Consider the following 20537-nt stretch of genomic DNA (forward strand, 5'->3'; position numbering starts at 1 on the left):
AGCATGCGCATCGTCGACATCAGGGAAAAGACCGTCTCGATCGCCTCCCCCATCGCCAACGCCTATATCGACTTTTCGAAGATGACCTGCTCGGCCGTCGCCGTGATCACCGACGTCGTGCGTGACGGCAAGCCGGTGGTTGGCTACGGCTTCAATTCGAATGGCCGCTACGGACAGGGCGCGCTGATGCGCGACCGTTTCCTCGCGCGCGTCCTCGAGGCCGATCCCGAAACGCTGATCGACCATGAGAACGACAACCTTGACCCGTTCGCCATCTGGAAGACGCTGATGACCAACGAGAAGCCCGGAGGCCACGGCGAACGGTCCGTGGCGGTGGGCACCATCGACATGGCCGTCTGGGATGCCGTCGCCAAGGTCGCCGGCGTCCCGCTGTGGCGCCTGCTGGCGGACCGTTACCGGGCGGGCGTGGCGGACGAGAAAGTTTGGGTCTACGCGGCAGGCGGCTACTATTATCCCGGCAAGGATCACTCGAAGCTTCAGGCGGAGATGCGGGGCTATCTCGACCTCGGCTACAAGGTCGTGAAGATGAAGATCGGCGCCGTGCCCCTGGATGAGGATCTGCGCCGCATCGAGGCCGTGCTGGAGGTGGTCGGTGGGGGCCAGTATCTGGCTGTCGATGCCAACGGACGCTTCGACCTGAAGACCGCCGTCGCCTATGCCAAGGCGATGCAGCCATACGGCCTGTTCTGGTACGAGGAGGCCGGCGATCCGCTGGACTATGCGTTGCAGACGGAACTGGCGAACCACTACGGTGGGCCGATGGCGACAGGCGAGAACCTGTTCTCGCACCAGGATGCGCGCAACCTCTTGCGCTACGGCGGCATGCGGCCCGACCGCGACTATCTTCAGTTCGACTGTGCCCTCTCCTATGGCCTGGTGGAATACCTGCGCACGCTGGAGGTGATGAAGGCGCTTGGCTGGTCGTCACGACGCGTGGTGCCGCATGGCGGACACCAGATGTCGCTCAACATTGCCGCAGGGCTGCATCTGGGCGGCAACGAATCCTATCCCGACGTTTTCCAGCCCTTTGGCGGCTTCGCCGACGACATCGCGGTCGAAGATGGCTATGTCGGGTTACCCGATGTTCCCGGTGTCGGCTTCGAGAAGAAAGCCGAACTGTTCAAGCTGTTCCGACAATTGCACCAGCCGTGAGCGAGACGCCGGCCGTGCCGAACGACGGTTTTCAGCCTGTCAGGACGTTGCACCCGCCTATGGCGTTGCAGACTGCTTCGGTGACTTCGCGCGTCGTCGCCGCAAGATTGGGTGCGGCGACGCCGACAGCCGCAACCTCCTTCGAACTCAGTGTGATATCCGCCCTCATAATCGCCATGCGGGGCAATGGCCTGATCATTCTCGGCATGTGGTCCGAGAAGCAGAAGATCATCACCGGCCTAATTCTCATCCTTGCGGTGTTTCTTTCGCTGGAACACGGCAAGATCGGCCGTCATCGAGTGATGCGCATGTCCACAATCGCATCGAACCACGCAGTGTCCGGGAGATCGTCATGACCAAGCCTACCGTAATCATCAGCGGCGCCGGCATCGGCATTGGCCGCGCCACGGCCCTCGCTTTCGCCAGGGTTGGCTACAGAATCTGCGTGACCGACATTCTCGAGACCGAAGGCAAGCAGGTGGCCGAAGAGATCAAGGCGGGCGGCGGGGATGCTTATTTCCGCAAACTCGATGTGACCAGATCGGATCAGGTCAACGACGTCGTGGGAGAAATCGACAAGCAGTATGGCGGCGTGGACGTCGTGGTGGCCAATGCGGGTATCGCCCACAAGGTGCCGCTGGCGCAGATGAGCGATGCCAAGTGGGACATCACAGTCGACATCGACCTAAAAGGCGTGTTCCGGATGGCACGCGCTGCCACGCCGCGCATGCGAGAGCGTCGCAAAGGCGCCATCGTGGCGGTATCGTCGATTTCAGGCATGAGCTATGGCTGGGCCGAACATGTCCATTATTCCGCCGCCAAAGCCGGCGTTCTGGGTTTGGTGCGAGGCTTGGCCGCCGAGTTGGGCGGCGACGGGATCCGCGTCAACGGCGTCGCGCCCGGTTTCATCCGCACGGCACAATCCCTCTCCGAGGAGCACTCGATGGGTGAAGCGCGGCTGGTGGCTCAGGCTCCTTCCATTCCATTGCGTCGCATCGGCGAACCCGACGAGGTGGCGGATGTAATCCTGTTTCTGGCTTCCGACGCAGCGCGATACGTGACGGGCCAGACTTTGCTGGTAGACGGCGGGCTGACGATCAAACAAGGCTAAACATCATCATGCGTCTGCTTGCTTGTGCAACTGGTCGTCCTTTGTGCCAAGCCAAGGCGCCCCACGTTGCATCCGCTTGGCGGCGGCGTGGTGGAGGTCTATACGTATCGGCCCACTGGTGGTGCGACTGGGTTGACGGCGAGTCACCCTATGAAGCTGATCAATCCAAGTGCGTTCCAAGCCCTTAGGACCGTCGCATGCCGCTGAGCCCTCGCGAACGAATAGACTACCAGGCCATCGTCGATAGACAGCCGCTGAAATTGCCTGACGGCGTCAGGATGCCGGTGTGGCTGATCGTCAATGTCGAACATTGGGACGCGAGGCGGCCGATGCCGCGCACCGTCTTGCCGCCGCCGATGGGCATGCCGATGCTACCCGATATTCCGAATTGGTCGTGGCACGAATACGGCATGCGGGTCGGCTTCTGGCGCATCCACGAGAGCCTGACATCCCGAACAATTGTTCCGACGTTGGCCATCAATGGATCAGTGTGCGAGGTCTATCCCAGGATCGCGCATGCCGCGCACGACGCCGGATGGGAACTGATGGGTCACGGTTGGCTCCAAGGGCCGATGCACAACCTCGAAGACCAGCGCGTTGCAATTCGGCGCACAATCGGCGCGCTGTCCAAGATTTCCGGTAAGCCGCCGGTGGGATGGGAAAGCCCAGGGCTTACGGAGACCTCGGACACGGCCGACATCCTCGCTGAAGAAGGAATTCGGTACGTCGCCGATTGGGTAATGGACGACCTGCCTTGCGAACTGAAGACGACGGCCGGCCGGCTGGTGACACTCCCCTATACGGTGGAGATTAACGATGTCGCAATAATGGCTGTGGCGCAGCACTCGTCGGCGGAACTGCTCGAGCGCGGCAAGCGCCAGTTCGACCGGCTGTATCGGGAGAGCGCGACCTCGCCCCGGATCATGTCCATCAGCGTCCATCCTTATCTTAGCGGTGTTCCGCATCGGATTGGCTATCTGGAGGAATTGCTGGATTATATCTCCTCTCATCGCGACGTGGCATTCTGGACGGGCGAGCAGATCTATAATTGGTACACTTTTGCGCGGCTCCCCGCAGGGTCGGTAGAGCTGTCTGGCACGGCTATGGGTTGAAAAAAGCAAACGCTCGTCTCCACCGAAGCGCAGCATTCTCGTCGATCGGGCTGTTCGGAATGCTATTGCGGAACTGGCGGGCCCGTGGCAGCTTGGGCGAGGCGTATCCGCGCTTTGGTGAGCGCTAATTTCCGTCCGCCTTTGCGGCCGCGTGCTCTGGCGGTAGGAAGACCAGCTGGCGCATTCACGGGTCAGGTCGCGCTCCAACTCGCCAGCGTGGTGAAGACGCAAAACCACCATACGGCCGCTGCGGTCGTGGTGCGATCTACGCACTTTTCCGGCTGGTCAGGCAGGGTTCTTTACCGTATTGGCCAGGTAGGCAAGCGATCGCCCGAGGCAATCCAGCTTATAGTTCCTTAGTGCCTTGTTTTAGACGAACACGGCGAACAGACCTCAGCTACGGTATATTCCCTCGTACGCGATCCTGATCAACGAGGATATTCCTCAGTCCAAGCGACAGGGCGGCTTTCGGGTCGCACTTTTTTCTGGCGACGACTTCACGGCCGAGTTGAAGCCGTCCAACTCCTCGCCGATCTCGACAAGGGCCTTTCTGACTGTCTCCTCAACTTCCTGTCGTTTCTTCGGCGGCATCAGGCTCAGCCCCTTCAGCATCGCCTCGCGCCAGTGCTGCCCCCTGCCCCACGCTTCCGCGAACGCTGTTGCAAGGTCGTCCTGGCGACGGGTGGCCTCCAGTGCCTCGATAAGGAGGCTGGCCTGATAGACGTCCTTTTCGCGCTTGGCGACGCCGTTTGCATCTGATTGCCTGCGAGAGGCGACGATGAGCTTGTGAACTGCATAGCGTTCCGGCGACGGCACGGTTACAGGCACCCCTGACCGATGCAGCATCACGGTCCGGATGGGCTCGTGGATGAGGAAATCAAGGAAACGCAAGGGCTGCGCCGAAGCTCCGCCCAGTGCTGGCATCGGAGTGGCATGGTCGGTGTAGTGATCGGATCCCCGGTTCGGCGTGAGGAATTCGACCTTGTATCTCGTTGCATTCTCGAATTGCGTCGCGTGTGCGGGATCCGATCTGTGCGGGATCTCCCTGAAGGTCGGGTCAATCTCTCTCAAGATTTCCAAGATCGGCGGCCGGCTGTCGTCGACTGACGAGGAGATCGAGTAGTGCTGCGCGAAATCGGCATCGCCGGTTTGCAATGAGGCACCGGGCAATCTCACGCCGAGATGTCCCGCATACGTCTGGAAGGCAACCGTACCGACGAGCACGCCTCTCAGGCGGAAGATTCCTGCTGCTCCCATTGCTCCAACGACATCGCCAGTGAACCGGTCCGGTGCAGTCAGCCCTGCTTGGCGAGTCAGCGTGGAGACGAGTTTCCGTCGCCCGCGGAGGTCTTCCTTGATCTCTTGGAAGGCTGCAACGCGTTTCGCGATCTCGGGATCATCGGACGGGCCGACATACTTCCGCGTCTTCTTGGGTTGGGTCTCCTCAAAATACCAATAATCCCGCCCCTTCACCGGAACCCGAACGAAATTTCCCGCCGTTGAGAAGTCGGTTTCGAACGATGCACCAAGGCAGCGCTGAACGAGTTCCGCATACATCGTGCGATAAACGAGATCGACCGTCTTCATGCGCCGGCTCCGTTATAAGAAAAATGAGTTTCTCTTATAACAGGATGAACTCAAGCGACGCAAGCGGTGGTTATAAGACAGTTGCAGAAATCTTATAACGCCGCCGCATCATCCAGGGTTCACGCAGACCCGTCATGCCACACATGGCGATCGATGCGCCCGGCTTTGGCCAATGCTACCGCCAACGATGCTGGAGCCGCGCCGATCAATCAGGCACCGCGTGACCGCCGCTGATCATGTGAACCATTTTGATGCCGTTTAGGATGATCGCGGCTGATCCCGGTGATTTGAAGCCGAGCATTGACCCGATGCGGCGCTTGATGCGCCGATGGTCCTGTTCGATCCGGTTACTCAGGTATTTACTCTTGCGGGTCCGGATCGGCTTTAGCCGACGCCGGGAACGATACTGCAAGCGATTTGAGTTGTCACAGGAAACGACAGCCTCCAGGGTGGGCTGGTGCTGCCAGCACCAGGTCGGCAAGCACCAGGCCAAAAGCTCGGGGTCGGGCCGAATCGCGGCGACGCGGGCGGCGATTGCCGTTGCAGCGAACGGCACCGGCCGCTGCGATCCCGCCAGTTTTTCGATCTCCGTGCAAAGGTCGGCGAGCGCCGCGCGGTGGCAATGGAGCCCGAGCTGGTCGACGATCTTTTCGAGTCGGTCGGCGCTGCCAGCGGGCGGCTGCACGGACAGCTGCCGCCAGGCGCCAAGAACCGCGCCGGCGGGGCCGGGATCGGCGCCGGCCGGGCGCAGGTACCAGGGGTCGCGCAGGGCGTCCTCGGCGCGGCCGGCGAGCCGCATGCTGCCGGCCGCGCTTCCTATCGCGGTGAGCTCGGCTCCGGCCTGTCTGACAAGTCCGTCAAGCCCGGCTCCGCCGTTAAGTCTAAGGCGAGGCCGCGTGAACGAACACGATCTCAAAGCGCCTGTTGCGCTTTGTGAACGATGCCCTTTTCGAACCGGGAAAGAGCAAAGGCGGAAAGATTGATCGAGGGGCTGCCCTGTGTGACCCATTCGCCGAGTTGTTTGCCGATGGAAGGTCCAAGCGCAAAGCCGTGGCCGCTGAAGCCGGCCGCCACGAAGAGTTCGAGCTCTGGCTTGGGCTGATCGATGATTGGAATGACGTCGGGCGTGATATCCAGCCTGCCGGCCCAGGCGTTCTGCAGTTCGATCGTATTCAGATGCGGAAAGATCTGCCGGAAGCCAGCAAGGTTGGCCATCACCTTGCGCATATTGGGCTTCGGCTCCGGCAGCGCCTGCACGGCATTGCGGCGGCTGAAGCGCGCGGCTAATTGATGACGGAAATCGGCTCCGATGCTGAGGTGCAGTTGACGCCAGTTGTTGCGATAGGCGGGTATGAAATGGCGCATGCAGCGAAATGAGTCGACGGTGATTTCGTAATCGACTCCCATGCCGCGATAGCCGTTACCGATAATGAAATCGCCGCCCATAGAGGGGCGGAATGCAACGCGGGGACCCCACATCGCGATGCGGGTGAAGGGTGCTGCCTTCCGGGTGCGGCCGACGGAGGATTTGACGATCTGGATAGGCAGGTGCAGGCCGGCCGAAGCGGCCAGCACCGGTGCGCCGATGCCGTTTGCCAAAACGACGGTTTTTGCTTCGAAGATCCCGTTAGACGCCAGGAGCCTCGGTCTGTCCTGCCTGTCGAGGTCGAGCCGGAAAACCGGTGTATCTTCCAGGATAGTGACTCCGGCTTCGCGTGCCGCAGCCGCGATGGTCCGGGTCGAAAGAGCCGGATCGGCATGGGCGTCGTCGGCGGTGAAAAGTCCGCCGCGCCATTGCCCAGCCAATTCGGGGATTGTCTGACGAACGTCCGCGGCATCCAGCAGGCGCGTCGAAAGGCCGAAGCTGCGCGCAATATCGTGGCCGCTGCGGATCCGATCCTCATCGGCAGCGGTTTCCGCGGGGACCAGGATTCCGCTGCGGGTGAACTGCGTCGCCTGTGTGCCGTATCTCGAGGTCAAGTCCGCCCACAGTTCCAAGGCTTCGACCGCGAGCGGCAGCTCGGCTTCATGCCGTCCTTGCCGGCGGATGAAACCCCAGGCACGGCTGGATTGTTCGGAAGCGATCTTGCCGCGCTCGAAGATTGTTACCGACCTCCCTTTGCGGGCTAGGGAAAGAGCGGTCGAGCAGCCGACAATTCCTCCACCGACAATGGCCACGTCCGTTTGAAAGGTGCCCATCTATGTTCCTTGCCCGATCCTTCGCCGCGACAATAACAGGAGAAGGCAGCCGCGCGTGGCATAGGGCTATGCCGGATCGGCATAGATGCGCGCCCGGCTTCAATTGCGGTGGAAGATATCGTCGATCTGACGCAGGACATCGCGGCGCGATGCCTTGAGGCTGGAAATGAATTCGCGCGCGACGCGCGAGGGGGAACGGTGTGTCGGATAAAGCATGCCGAGACGCAGGCTGACCGCGGGCTCGAAGGGAATGGAGCGCACTCCCGGATGCTCGCGAAAATCGAACGCCGTGAAGGGGTCGATCAATCCGATTCCCAGCCCCTTGGCCACCATGTTGGCGATGGTGCTAAAAAGCTGGGCTTCAAGGACAATGCGGCGCTTAACGCCGTAGCGGTCGAAAATCTGGTCGGCGAGTTGCCTCCCCAGATGATTGTGGGTGATGGAGATATAGCGTTCGTCGCGTAAATCTTCCGGCGTCAGCCGTGCCTTCTGCGCCAGCCGATGATGGCTTGGAACCGCCATCAGATAATGCGCGGAGCAGAATTCCTCGATTTCGATGCCGGAGCGGTCGAAGGGATATTCGGCGATGCCGACATCCACAAGCTGGCTGGCGACGAGTTCTTCTATGCGCGGCGACATCTGGATACGCAGCGAAATGCGGCTCTCCGGCCGGCTTGCCGTGAAGCGGGCGATCGCCGAAGGCATGAAGTCCATTGCCAGCATCGGCAGCGACGCCGCCGAGACCATCCCGGAATTGGCGACCTGCATTTCGCGGGCGATCTCGCGGATTTTGTCGATCGACACGAAGGCACGAAGAACCTCCTCATGCAGCAGGAGGGCTTCCGGCGTGGGATTGAGGTGCCCGCCGGACCGGTCGAACAGGGTCACTGACAAAGATGTTTCCAATTGACCCAGAAGCCGGCTTACGGCCGGCTGGGAAACGCCGAGAAGCTCCGCGGCCCCGATGGTGGTCTTTGCAGTCATCGTTGCCTTGAAGGCTTCGAGTTGCCTGATGTTCAAGCCGCCTCTCCTTTGCAGCCTATAACGGAACTGCATAGCGTCCATAATTCCCCTTATTTGACAATGGGATCGGCGCGAAGTCCGATTGATGAGGCGGTGACCAATCGCCGGACCGCGACATTTGTCGCCAATAATTGCAATGGGAGGATTGGGCAATGGATTTATGGGTGAAGTTCACGTCGATCGCCGTCGTGGCTGGCGCGGTCCTTGCGGGAGTTGCCGCAAAGGCGGACGCGGCCAATGATCGCTTCAAGGAAGTCCTTGAACGCGGCACGCTGCGGGTCGGAGTGCAGGGTGCCTATCCGCCCTGGTCCTATCGTGACCCCGATGGCAGGCTCGTCGGGATCGAGCCTGATCTCGCTGCGGATGTCGCCGAAAAGCTGGGCGTCAAGCTGGAACTGGTTCAGATCGAATCCGCCAACCGCATGCAACTCCTGCAGCAGGGAAGGATCGACCTCATCCTCGGGGCGATGTCCGACCTGCCGGAGCGACGCAAGGTCGTCGGGATGGTGCAGCCAGCCTATTGGGTATCGGGCGCCAATGTCATGGCCAAGGCCGGACTGATCAAGAGTTGGGAGGATCTCAGCGGCAAGCCGCTTTGCGCCAAGCAAGGCCTTTTCTACAATACCGTGATCGCTCAGGCCTATGACGCCAAGATCATTTCCTTTTCCGGCAATACGGAAACCAAACAGGCCCTGCGCAGCGGCAAATGCGCAGCGTGGCTGTCGGACGATACGGCGATCCAGCAGTCGTTGAGAACCGAAGGCTGGGATGGTTACGAAATGCCCCTGAAATCCCGTTATCACAGCTATTGGGCGGCAGGCGTTCCACTGGAGGAGCGCGACGGCATCTGGGGAAAATTCATGACCGGCATGAGCCATGGCTGGCATGCCTCCGGCAAGCTCATCGAACTTGCCGAGAAATGGAAAGTGGTCGCGGATCCGTGGTTCGAAGCCGAACACGAAAAGCTGCTTGAGGCTGACAACACGAAAATGGACAGCCAGTAGTCTCAACGCGACAGGCGCGCCGCCAGGCCGGTTGGCGGTCGACAGACAGCCTTTGTCGAGCCGCCGGCCGGAGACGGAAAAGCTCCATTTTGAGACCGGTGGACGCGGTCCTCCGGTCGATTTTTTTCAACTCTTGGTTCGATCGGCCCGGCGCGGGCGCCTGCGCCAAGCGGATCCATAGTTGCAAACAAGCAGGGATATCATGCGCCTTTCACTCGATGAACTTTCCGGATCAGTCTTCGACGTCGCCATCGTTGGTGCCGGCATCAACGGCGCCGAAACAGCGCGTTGCCTCAGTGCTGCCGGCTATTCGGTGCTGCTCGTCGACAAGAGTGATTTCGCCGCCGGCGCCAGCGGACGGTCTTCGCGGCTCCTTCATTGTGGTCTGCGTTATCTCGCGCCCGGAAAATCCGTCTGGGAATTCGTGCGCCAGCCGCAGCGCTTCCTGACCGCGTGCCGGATGGCCCGGGCGGCGATGCAGTCACGGGCGCAATTCGTCCGCGACACGCCCGACCGTATACGCTCCATGAGGTTCTGCTTTCCCGTCTACCGTGGAGGCCCTTATAGCGGGTGGCAGATCGATGCGGCGTTCCGCATCCTGAAATCCCTGGGCGGCCGCGAGGTGCCGCTGAATTACCGCCGGTTATCGGGCGCAGAAGTCGCGCAGATGCCGCTTCTCCAGCATCTGCGCGACAAGCAGGCGCTCCAGTCGGTCGCCATGTTCGACGAATACCAGTTCGACTGGCCCGAACGGGTGGTGGTGGATGCGGTGCTGGAAGCGCAGCGTCTGGGTGCGTCGGTACGCAACTATACCGAAGTCACCCATGCGGCGCAGCAGGGCGATCTGTGGCAGCTGGAGCTCGGCGATACGCTGGATGCTGCCGCCCGGCCCGTTCACGTCGTCGCGCGCAGTGTTTTCAACATGGGCGGGATATGGATCGACCGCATTAATGCGCGCGTCGAGGCTGGGCGGATCGGTCGTCGCATCACCGGCACCAAGGGCGTGCATATCGTGGTCCGCCTGCCGCCCGAATGCAGCCGTTTCGGCATCGCAACGCTCAACCGGCTGAATGAGGGGCTGTACTGTATCCCGTGGCGTGGCCTGCATTATTTCGGACCGACCGAAACGTTGTATGACGGCGATCCCGACGACATCCATCCGACCGAGGAGGATTTCGAGTTCCTGCTCGGCGAAGCCAATCATCTCCTGCCGACGCTCGATATCAGGCGGTCCGACATTCTCTATGGCTGGGCGGGCGTGCGGCCGCTCACTTACGATCCGGCGCAGCCCATGGGCGCACGTTCGCGGCAACTGCATGACTTCGGTCCTGAAGGAGCGCCCAACCTGTTCGCCATGACGGCAGGGCCGATCATGAGCCATCGCTCGGCAGGGCAGCTCGCATTGACGGCACTGGGCAAGGGACTGGCACCGTCACGGCCGAGCCAGCAGCCGGATTTCGCTTCCAGGAGCGTTCCGCGCGAAACCGGGAACAGCTCACGCGAGGACAAGCTTTCGATCATGCAACGGGGCGTGGAGAGCGAGCATGCCGAGACCATCGACGATCTGCTGGTACGCCGCAGCGGCCTCGTCTGGAACGACGACCCGCTTGGCGAAGACGTAGACCTGGCAGCCGAGGTGCTTGCCAAGGCGCGCTCATGGTCGGCGCAGAGGAAGCGGCAGGAGGCTGCTTCCGCCCGGGAGGCTATCGCCCATCGGCTGCACATTGATCCGCCCGCTTGACCCAATATCGGGCCCACCTGCCACCAGAGGCAGTGTTTCATGCCCTCTTTGCAGGACAGTCCGCGCCTTGAAGCCGTCAAAGATAATGACAGCCTGCTGATGGATAGATGCTACACAGCCGGTACGCGATCGCGGGAATCGCGATTACGGGACGAATGGCTTTGCAGGGAGTCCGGGGAAGACCGGTGCGCCATGACAAGTACGTTGAACCTTCTGCACTACTCGGCATTTCGCGCCGTCATGCTCACCGGCACCGTCAGCGGCGCGGCCGAATTGCTGGGGCGCAGCCAGCCGGCCGTCAGCCGGCTTCTCGACAAGCTGGAATACGAGCTTGGCGTTTCGCTTTTCGAGCGCCGCAGGGGCCTGATCACGCCGACCACCGTGGCACACCTGTTACTCGACGAGATCGAGCGAGCCTATGTCTCGCTGGACGCGTTGAGCAGCTTCGCAGCACGGTTGGCAAGCGGGGAAGGCGGCGAGATCAGCCTTGCGGTCATGCCGGCGCTGGGCATCAATTTCGTGCCGCATCTGCTGGCCGATTTCAGGAAGAACTGGCCGAAGACCAAGGTCACGCTGAACGTGCGCATGTCCGTCAAGATCGAGGAATGGGCGGCCGCGCAGCAGATTGATTTCGGACTGGCGGAAACACCGTTCAAGCGCTCCGGGTTCCGGACCGAAGTCTTCAGTGACGCGCCCTATATCGCGGCTGTTCCGCGCGATCATCCGCTCGCCGGGCGCAGCCGGCTCGGCCCGGCCGACCTGCGCCAGGGGCCATTCATTTCCTGGACTTCCTTCGTCTCGGCACGGCATCTCCTCGATCAGGCGCTGCTGTCCAGTAGCGTCAAGGTGGATGCCGCCTATGAGACGACCTTTTCGGTGTCGGCCTATGAAATGGTCAAGCACGGGATCGGTATTGCGATCATCGATCCCTACACCGCGGTCGAGCAGTTGGACGACCGGGTCAGGCTGATCCCCTTCGCGCCGAAGATCCCGTTTAACGTTGCCCTGCTGCGCCCGGAGTCGCGCGGGCCCAACCCCGCCGCCGATGCCCTGCTGGAGCTGATGGCGCAAAAGCGCGATCGGATCCTGAGACAATTGCCGGACCAGGACGATATGCACACTACGCATATCAATCGCCGATAATTCTATTTTGAACATTTCGGTATCAGCGCTTTATTGGCGTGATCGACCGTCCAGGAAAACAGGCCGCCAATGTCGCCTAGAATTATCGAGATGCAGGGCCGGGACTACGATGTCGTCGTGGTCGGCGCCGGCATCAACGGTTCGAGCGCGGCGCGAGAACTGGCCGCAGCGGGTTACAGCGTCCTCCTGGTCGACAGGAGCGATTTCGCCGCCGGCGCCTCCAGCCGATCCTCGCGCATCCTGCATTGCGGCCTTCGATATTTCGAAACGCCCAACCCGATCCGCACCTTTGCGTTTCATCCGCAGCGCTTCGCCGCGGCCTTGCGCATGGCGCGGGCGGGGATGGAAGCGCGAACCGAACTTGTCGGGCGGAGCCCGCAACGGTGCAAGCCCTTCACCATGTGCTTTCCGATTTATCCGGAGAGCCCCGTCCGCGGCTGGCATTTGGATCTCGGTTTCCGCATCCTGCGCCGTCTCGGGCCACCGGAACCGGCGCTCGCCTATCGTCGGCTGAAGAGTGATTTCGAAACCCACCTGCCATTCGCAAACGACCTGCGGGACCCCGAAAGTCTGCGGTCGATTGCCACCTACCGTGAATACATCATGGACTGGCCGGACAGGCTGTGCGTGGATGCCGCCCTCGACGCCGAGCGAAACGGCGCCGAAATACGCCTGTTCTGCGAAGCTTCCGTTATACGTAGGAAGCCGGAAGGCTGGCTCGTCGAACTGCGCGACGGTAAGGGGGAAGCGGCCGAGGTTCGCGCGTCCGTCGTGCTGAACATGGCCGGCACCTGGGTGGACGCGGTGAACGCCAATCCCGTCGCCGGCAAGCCAGCGCCCTGCCTTGTTCGCGGCACCAAGGGCGCTCATATCGCGGTCAGGCTGCCGGATTCCTATCGCGGCTACGGCATCGCCACGATCAACCGCAGCGGTATGCCGTTCTATTGTCTGCCTTCGCATGACGACTGCTTTTATTTCGGGCCGACGGAGACGCCTTTCGACGGCGACGCCGCCGGTGCCGCAGCCACCAACGAAGACATCGATTTCCTGCTTGCGGAAGCCAGTCACATGCTTCCCGGCCTGCGGCTCGGCCGCCGCCACGTCGAATTCACCTGGGCCGGCGTGCGGCCGCTCACCTTCGATGCAGCCGAGCCGATGGGGCGGCGCACGCGTCAGATCCACGATCTCGCATCTGCCGGCAGGCCGGGTATCTTCGCGATGACGGCAGGGCCGGTCATGAGCCATCTGAGCGCAGGGCGCGAGATGCTGCGGATCGTCGAGAAGCAACTGAAGCCGACGCGCAAGTCCGTGGCGAGGCGGATCCCGGAGACAGGCGACAGCGGTGCGGAGTTCGCAATTTCGAGGCCGCTTTCGCAAGGCAGGCGCGCCGCTTTCCGCACAGCGGTTTCGGTCGAGCATGCCCGCGACCTGAAAGGTATTCTCTATACGAGGACAGGCCTCGCCTGGCGCCGCCATCTCGACCGCGCCGAGGTTGAGGAGGCTGCCGATGCCATTGCCGATCTGGTCGGCTGGGCGCCGGAGCGGACCGTCAGTGAAATCGACGGGTTCATCCGATACCAGAAGACGGCGTTCCGCGCCGCATCGGACCTTCCAATTCAGCCGACAACACACAAAATGGGAGATGTAGAAGCATGAAAATCGGATCAGCACTGAAAACCATCGCCGCCCTTGCAGTCACGCTGGCCGCAAGTGCGATCCTTCCCGCCAGCAGCGCGCAGGCGGCCGAATCGCATCTGCAGCAGATTCTGGAACGAGGCGCCGTGCGTGTCGGCGTTCTCGGCGCGTTCAAGCCCTGGTCCTTCCCATCGCCGGATGGTTCGATGCAAGGCATCGAGGTGGACCTCGCCCAGTCGGTAGCCGATGCGCTCGGCGTCAAGCTTGAGCCGGTCGTGGTCACGTCCGCCAACCGCATGCAGTTCCTGCAGCAGGGCAAGATCGACGTCATCATCGGCGGCATGTACGACACCACTGAGCGGCGCAAGGCGGTCGGCATCATCGAGCCGGCCTATTGGACGTCCGGTCCGACCCTGCTGGCCAAGGAGGGTGTCATCAAGGACTGGAAGGACATCGCCGACAAGCCGGTCTGCGCCAAGCAGGGCGTCTACTACAACAAGCTGGTGGAGACGGAATATCACGCCAAGGTCGTCGCCTTCACCGGAAACACGGAGGGTAAGGAAGCCTTGCGCTCCGGCAAGTGCATCGCCTGGGTCTATGACGATGCGAGCATTATGGCCGACCTCGCTTCGGGCGAGTGGAAGGGTTATGAGATGCCTGTTTCCGTTCTCTTCGACAATCCCTGGGCGGCCGCGGTGCCCGTGGCGGAAGTGGACAAGGCCTTGGGCGTGTTCATGGCAGGCATGGCCTATCGCTGGCAAGCGTCCGGAAAGCTGGTCGAGCTTGAAAAGAAATGGAAGGTGAAGCCGTCGCAGTGGATCGCCGAGCAGCACAAGAAGGCTGAGTGGGACACGAGCTACCTGAAGGGCGGCAACTGAGCCGATGCTCTGCGAAACGCTGATCGATGACCGGCTGCCGGAGCTAAAATGTTCCAGTTGATCGCGCCCTTCTTCCAGGATCTCTACGACCGCACGGGCCTCAATTTCATCGTCTTCTACGACAGCTATGAATATGGGCGCTTCCTGTCCGGCATCAGCATATCGCTACAGCTGATCTTCTGGTCGATCGTCGTGTCGCTGGTGATCGGCGTCTTGGGGGCCTGGGCGCAAAGCGCCCGGTCTCCCGTCCTGCGGGTGCTGATGGATGCCTATATCCAGGCATTCCGCAACACGCCGCCGATGATCCAGCTCCTGTTCTTCTATTTCGCTCTCGGCGCCTTCACGCCGCAGGTCGATGTTGGCGGCTATTACCAGCCGCTGATCTCGTCCTTCGCCTGGGCGATCATCTCGCTCGGCATTTTCGGCGGCGCCTTCAATGTCGAGATCTTCCGCGCCGGCTTGGAGGCGGTGCCGGGATCGACGAAGGAAGCAGCCGAGAGCCTGTGCATGAGCAAGTGGCAGATATACCTGTATGTCACCCTACCGCTGGCCTTCCGCATCAGCCTGCCGGCCCTCACCAACAATCTCGTCAGTCTCGCCAAGACGACATCGCTCGCCTACGTCATTTCCGTCCCGGAGATGACCTATACGCTGAACCAGGTGTGGTCGGACAATGTGAACGTGCCGGAGATGATGTTGCTCCTGTTCCTGTTCTATGTGCTCGTCGTCTCGCTCCTGGCCGCCGGGCTCCATTTCATCGAGCACAGGCTGACCCTGCCGGGATACGGCCAATGAGCGGCGCGGCTTTCCGTATCGAAAGGGGCCGCTTCGCAGAAGAAAGCTTCTGCTCGCGCATCCATTGGCGGCACGGGCTGTGGCTGGTGCTCGCCTTCTTCGGCTCGCTTGCCTTCGCCTATGCCCAATCGGACCCCCAGCAGCAGGCCCCGTCGGCCATCGCCACGCTGATCCTGTGGCTGCCTTTCATTCTCAAGGGTTTCGCTCTCAATCTCCTGATGAGCTTCATCGCCATGGCGGTCGCAACCCTTCTGGGGATCGGGCTGGGATTGCTGCGGGTCAGCCGCTCGAAGCTGTTGCGAACGCCCGCATGGTTCGTGACGCATCTGTTCCGCAATTCGCCGTGGCTGGTGATCCTGTTCACGGTCATGCTGCTGGTGCCGTTCGAGATGCGCCTGCCCGGCGCCGGAACGGTGGCGATACCGGACTGGATCAAGGCCACCTTCGCCTTTTCGCTACCGGTGATGGCCAATATCAGCGAGGTGCTGCGCGGCGCCATCAACTCCATCCCGAAGGGTCAGTGGGAATCGGCGGAGAGCCTTGCCTTCACGCGTGGCCAGACCTTGCGCTGGATCATCCTGCCGCAATGCGTCAGGCGCGCCATTCCGCCATGGATGAACTGGTACGCATTGCTGGCGCTGGCGACGCCGATGGCCTCGATCCTCGGTGTGCACGAGGCGGTCGGCAATGCCCAGGCCGCCATGGAAGCGGCGGGCGCGCGGCCGGAATTCCTCATTCCGTTCTATCTTTTTCTTTTGTGCCTGTTCTTCGCCTACATCTATCCGATCGCAATCTGGACGCGGAAGCTCGAGCGAAAATATGTCGTTGCAAGTTAAATCGAATACCGACGAAGCAAAGCTGAAATCAGGCTGGTCGCCGGACATGCCGATCATATCGCTGCGCGACGTGCACAAGTCCTTCGGCGCCCTGGAGGTGCTGAAGGGGATCAGCTTCGATGTCCGCAAAGGCGAGGTGATCTGCGTCATCGGCCCGTCCGGCTCGGGTAAATCGACGCTGATCCGCTGCATCAACGGGCTCAGTCCTGTCCAGAAGGGCTCGATCAAGGTCGAAGGGCAGGAGGTGAACGACACCAAGCTCGATCTTCTCGCGCTGCGCAAGAAAGTCGGCATCGTGTTCCAGCAATATAATCTCTTCCCGCACAAGACGGCCCTGCAGAACGTCATGATGGCGCCGGTCCTGGTGCTGAAGGAGCCGAAGAGGGAAGTCGAGGAGCGCGCCCGCGCGCTGATCGCCAAAGTCCGCCTGCAGGGCAAGGAAAACGCCTATCCGGGAGAACTGTCGGGTGGCCAGCAGCAGCGCGTCGCCATTGCGCGCAGCCTGGCCATGCGCCCCGACATCATGCTGTTCGACGAAGTCACGGCGGCGCTAGATCCCGAGACGGTGAAGGAGGTGCTGCTCACGATCAGGGAACTGGCGGCAGAGGGCATGACCTGCATCCTCGTCACCCATGAGATGGGATTCGCCCGCGAGGTGGCGGACCACATCTATTTCACCGACCGGGGCGTGATCGTGGAGCACGGCCCACCGGACGAGTTTTTCACCAAGGCGAAGGATCCCAGGACGAGGCAGTTCCTGAGTCAGGTTCTTTAGGGCCGCAGGCCCTCGGACTAGGAGTTTAGGCCCAAGACCCTTGGGCCTCGGAAATTGAACCAACAGGCCGGCAACGGCGACGCGCGGACCGATCCGTCTGCGCGAGCGATCGTGCTCGGCCGGAATTCGGCAGGAGAATGAAATGAACGGGCCGGTCAAGACCATTACCAGGGATCCGCTGCTGCAGCCGCTGACCATCAAGAAGCTGACATTGCGCAACCGTATCATAAGCACCAGTCATGCCTGTGGCCTGGAAGTCGGCGGCATGCCCGAGGAAGCTTATCAGCGCTATCACGAGGAGAAGGCGCGCGGCGGATTGGCGCTATCGATGTTCGGCGGCTCGTCCAACGTCGACCTGGATTCCCCCAACATCTTCCGGCAGCTCAATGTCGGCACCGACGCGATCATCCCGCACTTCCAGCGCTTCAGCGCGCGCATGCATGATCTCGGTGCGGCGCTGATGTGCCAAATCACCCATCTGGGCCGCCGCGGCGATCCTTATGCCGGCGACCGGCTTTCTACGATCGGACCCTCGCCAGTGCGCGAGACGCTCCACCGCAGCATCCCCAAGGAGATGGACGAGCACGACATAGACCGTGTCGTGAAGGCTTACGCCCAGGCTGCCCTGCGCTGCAAGGAAGGCGGTCTGGACGGGATCGAGACCCTGGCGGCCGGGCACCTGATCGGCCAATTCCTGTCGCCGTTGACCAATCGCCGCACGGATCGTTTCGGCGGCGCGCTTGAGAACCGCCTGCGTTTCGGCCTGATGGTCCACGAAGCGATCCGCAAGGCCGTGGGGGATGATTTCCTCGTCGGCATACGTTTTGTCGTCGACGAAGGCCCCGATGGCGGCCTGAACTTCGAGGAATGCGTCAAGGCGGCCCTGATGCTCAAGGCGGGGGGAGGCGTTGACTTCTTCAATGCCATTTACGGCACGATGGATACGACACGCGCGCTTGCGGAGGAGAACATGCCCGGCATGGGCTCGCCGCTGGCTCCATGGATCGAACCGGTCGGCGCCTTCCGCCACGAGGTCGGGTTGCCCGTCTTTCACGCCGCGCGCATTGCCGATGTCGCTTCGGCTCGCTTCGCGGTGGCGGAAGGCAGGCTGGACATGGCGGGCATGACGCGCGCCCAGATCGCCGACCCCCATCTGGTGGAGAAGCTCGCCGGCGGCCGCGAGGCCGAGATACGCCCTTGCGTTGGCGCCACGCATTGCCAGTCGCCGTATCGCCCCTCCTGCCTGCACAATGCCGCGACGGGCCGCGAACTGACGCTGCGCCACATCATCCAGAAGACTGACGGACCTGCCCGCAAGGTAGTCGTCGTCGGCGGCGGACCGGCCGGCCTGGAGGCGGCGCGTATCAGCGCCGAGCGCGGCCATGCCGTTTCGCTCTACGAGGCGGCTGGCGATCTCGGCGGGCAGATCCGGATCGGCGCGACCGGCTCCTGGCGTCGCGACCTCATGGGCATTGTGGAGTGGCGCGAAGCCGAACTGCAGCGTCTCGGCGTTGCCGTCCATACCAACGCCTATATGGAAAGCGCCGATATCGCCGCGCTTGAACCGGATGTCGTCATCCTCGCCACGGGCGGCCTGCCGCAGATCGACCTGCAGGAGGGCGCGGAACTCTGTCTCAACACATGGGACGTCCTGACCGGACAGGTGCCGCTGCATGGCGAAGTGCTGATTTACGACGGAACCGGACGGCATCCAGGCCCGCTTTCCGCCGAACAAGCCAGAGATGCAGGTGCGGAGGTCGCCTATGTCTCGATCGACGCGCAGCTTTCGGAGGAACTGACCTATGCCGAGCGGCTGCGCTGGAAGAAGCGCTTCCTGCAGCTTGGCGTGAGGCCAGTCTTCGAGAGCCGACTCTTCGCGGTTCAGCGCAAGGACAACCGGCTGGAAGCCAGCTTTGTCAATGAAATCTCGCGGGAGGTGACGAGTATCCTTGTCGACCAGGTCATCGTCGAGCAGGGCAGCATTCCCATGGACGAAACCTATTTTGCGCTGCGCAGCCACTCGGCGAATGATGGCGTCACCGATCTCGACGCCATGGTTAAGGCGGCGCCGCAACCGCGCCTGCGGGAAAGCGGCTTCGAACTGCACCGTATCGGCGACGCGGTTTCGAGCCGCAACATCCATGCCGCGGTGCTGGACGCCTTGCGCATATGCAGCGCGCTGTGACGGTGCGCGCGCCGGCGGTGTCAGCGGCCGATGCGGTCGAGAAACTGATACCAGCCCGCCACTGTGCGCACCGCCGGCTCGCGCAGGAAATAGAAGGGGATGGATTGCGGCTCGTTGCGTTGCATCAGGCCGAGTTCCGGCCTGTCTCCCAGCATCAGGTCGACGGCGCGGCGGCCCATGAGGCCCGACATGGCGATGCCGGCCCCGTTGTAGCCGAGCGCGAAACCGGTCCGCTCGTCGAGCATGCCGATCTGCGGCAGGCTATCCATGGTCATGGCCACGAGCCCCGACCATCGGTGGGTGATCGCGGTGCCGGCAAGCTGGGGGAGCATCTCCTTCAGCGCCCTTTCGAGCGCCTGGAAGGCGGAGGCGGAATCTTCGCGCCCGAAGGCCCCGCGCCCGCCGAACAGCATCCGGTCGCCGGCGGGTCGAAACCAGCGCATCATGCGCCGCGTCTCGCTGTAGCTGCGGCAGTGCCGCATCAGCGTGGCCCTGAGGTCGGCGCCAAGCGGCTCGGTCGCGATCATGGCGCTGCGGAAGGGGATCACCGTTCCGCGCACCGGCGCAGTGGCGGCGGTAATGTCGGAATAGCCGTTGGTGGCGATCAAGACATGCCTGGCTGCGACCTGGCCCCGCGCCGTCGTCAAAACGGTGCGGTCGCCGTCCTTCCGGCGTGCCACCACGACCGAATTCTCGAAGATCTCGCCGCCCCGCGTGCGCACTGCGCCGGCAAGCCCCCGCGCATAGTTCAGCGGATGAACGATGCCAGCATGGGTGGAAAGCACGCCGCCGACGAAATCGGCCGAACCGGTTTCCTCGCGCACCGCGCTGGCGTTGAGTATGGTCAGGCTGGCATCGCCGAACATACCCCGCGCCGTCTCCGCTTCGGCCACGAGCCTTTTCTGGGCAAGTTCGTTGTGGGCGCAACGCAAATTGCCGGTCTGGATGAAGCCGGCGTCGGCAATACCCAGTTCTTGGATATTCCGTTCGACGCGATCCATCGCATCATGGCCGATGCGGTGCATGCGCCGCGCCGCTTCAAGCCCATGGTGCGCCGCGATGTCGCTTAGCGAGGCGCGAAACTTGGTGGAAACGACCCCGCCATTGCGGCCGGAAGCGCCCCAGCCGATTTCGACCGCTTCCAGAACGACGGGATGCAGGCCGCGCTCGATGGCGCGCAAGGCGGCATTGAGGCCGGTATATCCGCCGCCGATGATGGCGATATCGGCCTGGACCGCGTTTCCAAGCGCGACCGGCGGCGGCGCCGGCGAGGCCGTTTCCAGCCACAGCGATCGTGGATGTGCCAGGTCCTGCATCGGCATCGTCCTCCCTTGGGCGCC

At 62.3% G+C, this 20537-nt stretch carries 17 protein-coding genes and 2 pseudogenes; 13 read left to right on the forward strand and 6 right to left on the reverse strand.

Annotated features, from left to right (window positions below):
- Positions 1-3: 3 nt before the first annotated feature.
- The 4 genes from LB545_RS08635 (at position 4) to LB545_RS08650 (ending at position 3396) form a co-directional block, all read left to right on the forward strand.
- Positions 4-1173, forward strand: a complete 1170-nt coding sequence (locus tag LB545_RS08635; protein ID WP_140581767.1) for a mandelate racemase/muconate lactonizing enzyme family protein — start codon at positions 4-6, stop codon at positions 1171-1173.
- 59 nt (positions 1174-1232) lie between these two features.
- The gene (locus LB545_RS08640; protein WP_140581764.1) at positions 1233-1529 is read left to right on the forward strand and encodes a hypothetical protein; all 297 of its coding nucleotides are present in this window, start codon (positions 1233-1235) and stop codon (positions 1527-1529) included.
- The gene (locus LB545_RS08645) at positions 1526-2284 is read left to right on the forward strand and encodes an SDR family NAD(P)-dependent oxidoreductase (RefSeq protein ID WP_140581761.1); all 759 of its coding nucleotides are present in this window, start codon (positions 1526-1528) and stop codon (positions 2282-2284) included. Before LB545_RS08640 ends, LB545_RS08645 begins: the two co-directional genes overlap by 4 nt.
- A 197-nt stretch (positions 2285-2481) precedes the next feature.
- On the forward strand, positions 2482-3396 hold the full coding sequence (locus tag LB545_RS08650) for a polysaccharide deacetylase family protein (RefSeq protein ID WP_140523252.1): 915 nt from the start codon (positions 2482-2484) through the stop codon (positions 3394-3396).
- 444 nt (positions 3397-3840) lie between these two features.
- Here the strand turns inward: LB545_RS08650 and LB545_RS08655 are convergent, their stop codons facing one another.
- The 5 genes and pseudogenes from LB545_RS08655 to LB545_RS08675 form a co-directional block, all read right to left on the reverse strand.
- The gene (locus tag LB545_RS08655) at positions 3841-4983 is read right to left on the reverse strand and encodes a GSU2403 family nucleotidyltransferase fold protein (protein ID WP_140560036.1); all 1143 of its coding nucleotides are present in this window, start codon (positions 4981-4983) and stop codon (positions 3841-3843) included.
- Positions 4984-5188: 205 nt separating this feature from the next.
- Positions 5189-5440: pseudogene (locus tag LB545_RS08660) on the reverse strand (DDE-type integrase/transposase/recombinase); the annotation flags it as partial.
- Positions 5441-5521: 81 nt separating this feature from the next.
- Positions 5522-5992: pseudogene (locus LB545_RS30985) on the reverse strand (DUF1403 family protein); the annotation flags it as partial.
- Positions 5896-7182 (reverse strand): NAD(P)/FAD-dependent oxidoreductase, encoded by a 1287-nt coding sequence (locus LB545_RS08670; RefSeq protein WP_224704887.1) that lies wholly within the window; start codon positions 7180-7182, stop codon positions 5896-5898. The gene LB545_RS08670 and the pseudogene LB545_RS30985, both read right to left, overlap by 97 nt.
- A gap of 99 nt (positions 7183-7281) precedes the next feature.
- Positions 7282-8202, reverse strand: a complete 921-nt coding sequence (locus tag LB545_RS08675; RefSeq protein ID WP_181165427.1) for a LysR substrate-binding domain-containing protein — start codon at positions 8200-8202, stop codon at positions 7282-7284.
- A 155-nt stretch (positions 8203-8357) separates the two neighbouring features.
- Between LB545_RS08675 and LB545_RS08680 the strand changes: the two genes are divergently transcribed.
- The 9 genes from LB545_RS08680 (at position 8358) to LB545_RS08720 (ending at position 19197) form a co-directional block, all read left to right on the forward strand.
- Positions 8358-9209, forward strand: coding sequence for a transporter substrate-binding domain-containing protein (locus LB545_RS08680; protein ID WP_140523240.1), 852 nt, complete (start codon positions 8358-8360; stop codon positions 9207-9209).
- Between the two features lie 202 nt (positions 9210-9411).
- Positions 9412-10950, forward strand: coding sequence for an FAD-dependent oxidoreductase (locus tag LB545_RS08685; protein WP_140523237.1), 1539 nt, complete (start codon positions 9412-9414; stop codon positions 10948-10950).
- 192 nt (positions 10951-11142) lie between these two features.
- Entirely contained in the window at positions 11143-12093 is a 951-nt protein-coding gene (locus LB545_RS08690; protein ID WP_224656359.1) for a LysR substrate-binding domain-containing protein, read from the forward strand.
- A gap of 69 nt (positions 12094-12162) precedes the next feature.
- Positions 12163-13749: an FAD-dependent oxidoreductase gene (locus LB545_RS08695; protein ID WP_140523234.1), complete on the forward strand. Its 1587-nt coding sequence runs from the start codon at positions 12163-12165 to the stop codon at positions 13747-13749.
- Positions 13746-14606 (forward strand): transporter substrate-binding domain-containing protein, encoded by an 861-nt coding sequence (locus LB545_RS08700; protein WP_140523232.1) that lies wholly within the window; start codon positions 13746-13748, stop codon positions 14604-14606. Before LB545_RS08695 ends, LB545_RS08700 begins: the two co-directional genes overlap by 4 nt.
- Positions 14607-14654: 48 nt before the next feature.
- Complete coding sequence (locus LB545_RS08705; RefSeq protein WP_140499588.1) at positions 14655-15401, forward strand: amino acid ABC transporter permease; 747 nt, start codon at positions 14655-14657, stop codon at positions 15399-15401.
- Positions 15398-16237 (forward strand): ABC transporter permease subunit, encoded by an 840-nt coding sequence (locus LB545_RS08710; RefSeq protein ID WP_140523229.1) that lies wholly within the window; start codon positions 15398-15400, stop codon positions 16235-16237. The genes LB545_RS08705 and LB545_RS08710 overlap by 4 nt, the downstream gene beginning before the upstream one ends.
- Positions 16221-17012 (forward strand): amino acid ABC transporter ATP-binding protein, encoded by a 792-nt coding sequence (locus LB545_RS08715; RefSeq protein WP_281405127.1) that lies wholly within the window; start codon positions 16221-16223, stop codon positions 17010-17012. Before LB545_RS08710 ends, LB545_RS08715 begins: the two co-directional genes overlap by 17 nt.
- Positions 17013-17154: 142 nt before the next feature.
- Positions 17155-19197 carry an NADH:flavin oxidoreductase gene (locus tag LB545_RS08720; RefSeq protein WP_140523226.1) on the forward strand — a complete coding sequence of 681 codons (2043 nt, stop codon included), beginning with the start codon at positions 17155-17157 and terminating at the stop codon, positions 19195-19197.
- Positions 19198-19217: 20 nt separating this feature from the next.
- On the opposite strand, the gene LB545_RS08725 is transcribed toward LB545_RS08720, so the two are convergent.
- On the reverse strand, positions 19218-20513 hold the full coding sequence (locus LB545_RS08725; protein ID WP_140581759.1) for an NAD(P)/FAD-dependent oxidoreductase: 1296 nt from the start codon (positions 20511-20513) through the stop codon (positions 19218-19220).
- Positions 20514-20537 lie beyond the last annotated feature (24 nt).

Origin of the sequence: Mesorhizobium sp. BR1-1-6, assembly GCF_020165355.1 — a bacterium.
Classification (GTDB): domain Bacteria; phylum Pseudomonadota; class Alphaproteobacteria; order Rhizobiales; family Rhizobiaceae; genus Mesorhizobium.

Excerpts from the sequence above, each read along its gene's own strand:
- LB545_RS08635 (WP_140581767.1), top strand. The coding sequence starts at position 4 with ATGCGCATCGTCGACATCAGGGAAAAGACCGTCTCGATCGCCTCCCCC.
- LB545_RS08640 (WP_140581764.1), top strand. The coding sequence starts at position 1,233 with ATGGCGTTGCAGACTGCTTCGGTGACTTCGCGCGTCGTCGCCGCAAGA.
- LB545_RS08645 (WP_140581761.1), top strand. The coding sequence starts at position 1,526 with ATGACCAAGCCTACCGTAATCATCAGCGGCGCCGGCATCGGCATTGGC.
- LB545_RS08650 (WP_140523252.1), top strand. The coding sequence starts at position 2,482 with ATGCCGCTGAGCCCTCGCGAACGAATAGACTACCAGGCCATCGTCGAT.
- LB545_RS08655 (WP_140560036.1), bottom strand. The coding sequence starts at position 4,983 with ATGAAGACGGTCGATCTCGTTTATCGCACGATGTATGCGGAACTCGTT.
- LB545_RS08670 (WP_224704887.1), bottom strand. The coding sequence starts at position 7,182 with ATGGGCACCTTTCAAACGGACGTGGCCATTGTCGGTGGAGGAATTGTC.
- LB545_RS08680 (WP_140523240.1), top strand. The coding sequence starts at position 8,358 with ATGGATTTATGGGTGAAGTTCACGTCGATCGCCGTCGTGGCTGGCGCG.
- LB545_RS08685 (WP_140523237.1), top strand. The coding sequence starts at position 9,412 with ATGCGCCTTTCACTCGATGAACTTTCCGGATCAGTCTTCGACGTCGCC.
- LB545_RS08690 (WP_224656359.1), top strand. The coding sequence starts at position 11,143 with ATGACAAGTACGTTGAACCTTCTGCACTACTCGGCATTTCGCGCCGTC.
- LB545_RS08695 (WP_140523234.1), top strand. The coding sequence starts at position 12,163 with ATGTCGCCTAGAATTATCGAGATGCAGGGCCGGGACTACGATGTCGTC.
- LB545_RS08700 (WP_140523232.1), top strand. The coding sequence starts at position 13,746 with ATGAAAATCGGATCAGCACTGAAAACCATCGCCGCCCTTGCAGTCACG.
- LB545_RS08705 (WP_140499588.1), top strand. The coding sequence starts at position 14,655 with ATGTTCCAGTTGATCGCGCCCTTCTTCCAGGATCTCTACGACCGCACG.
- LB545_RS08710 (WP_140523229.1), top strand. The coding sequence starts at position 15,398 with ATGAGCGGCGCGGCTTTCCGTATCGAAAGGGGCCGCTTCGCAGAAGAA.
- LB545_RS08715 (WP_281405127.1), top strand. The coding sequence starts at position 16,221 with ATGTCGTTGCAAGTTAAATCGAATACCGACGAAGCAAAGCTGAAATCA.
- LB545_RS08720 (WP_140523226.1), top strand. The coding sequence starts at position 17,155 with ATGAACGGGCCGGTCAAGACCATTACCAGGGATCCGCTGCTGCAGCCG.
- LB545_RS08725 (WP_140581759.1), bottom strand. The coding sequence starts at position 20,513 with ATGCAGGACCTGGCACATCCACGATCGCTGTGGCTGGAAACGGCCTCG.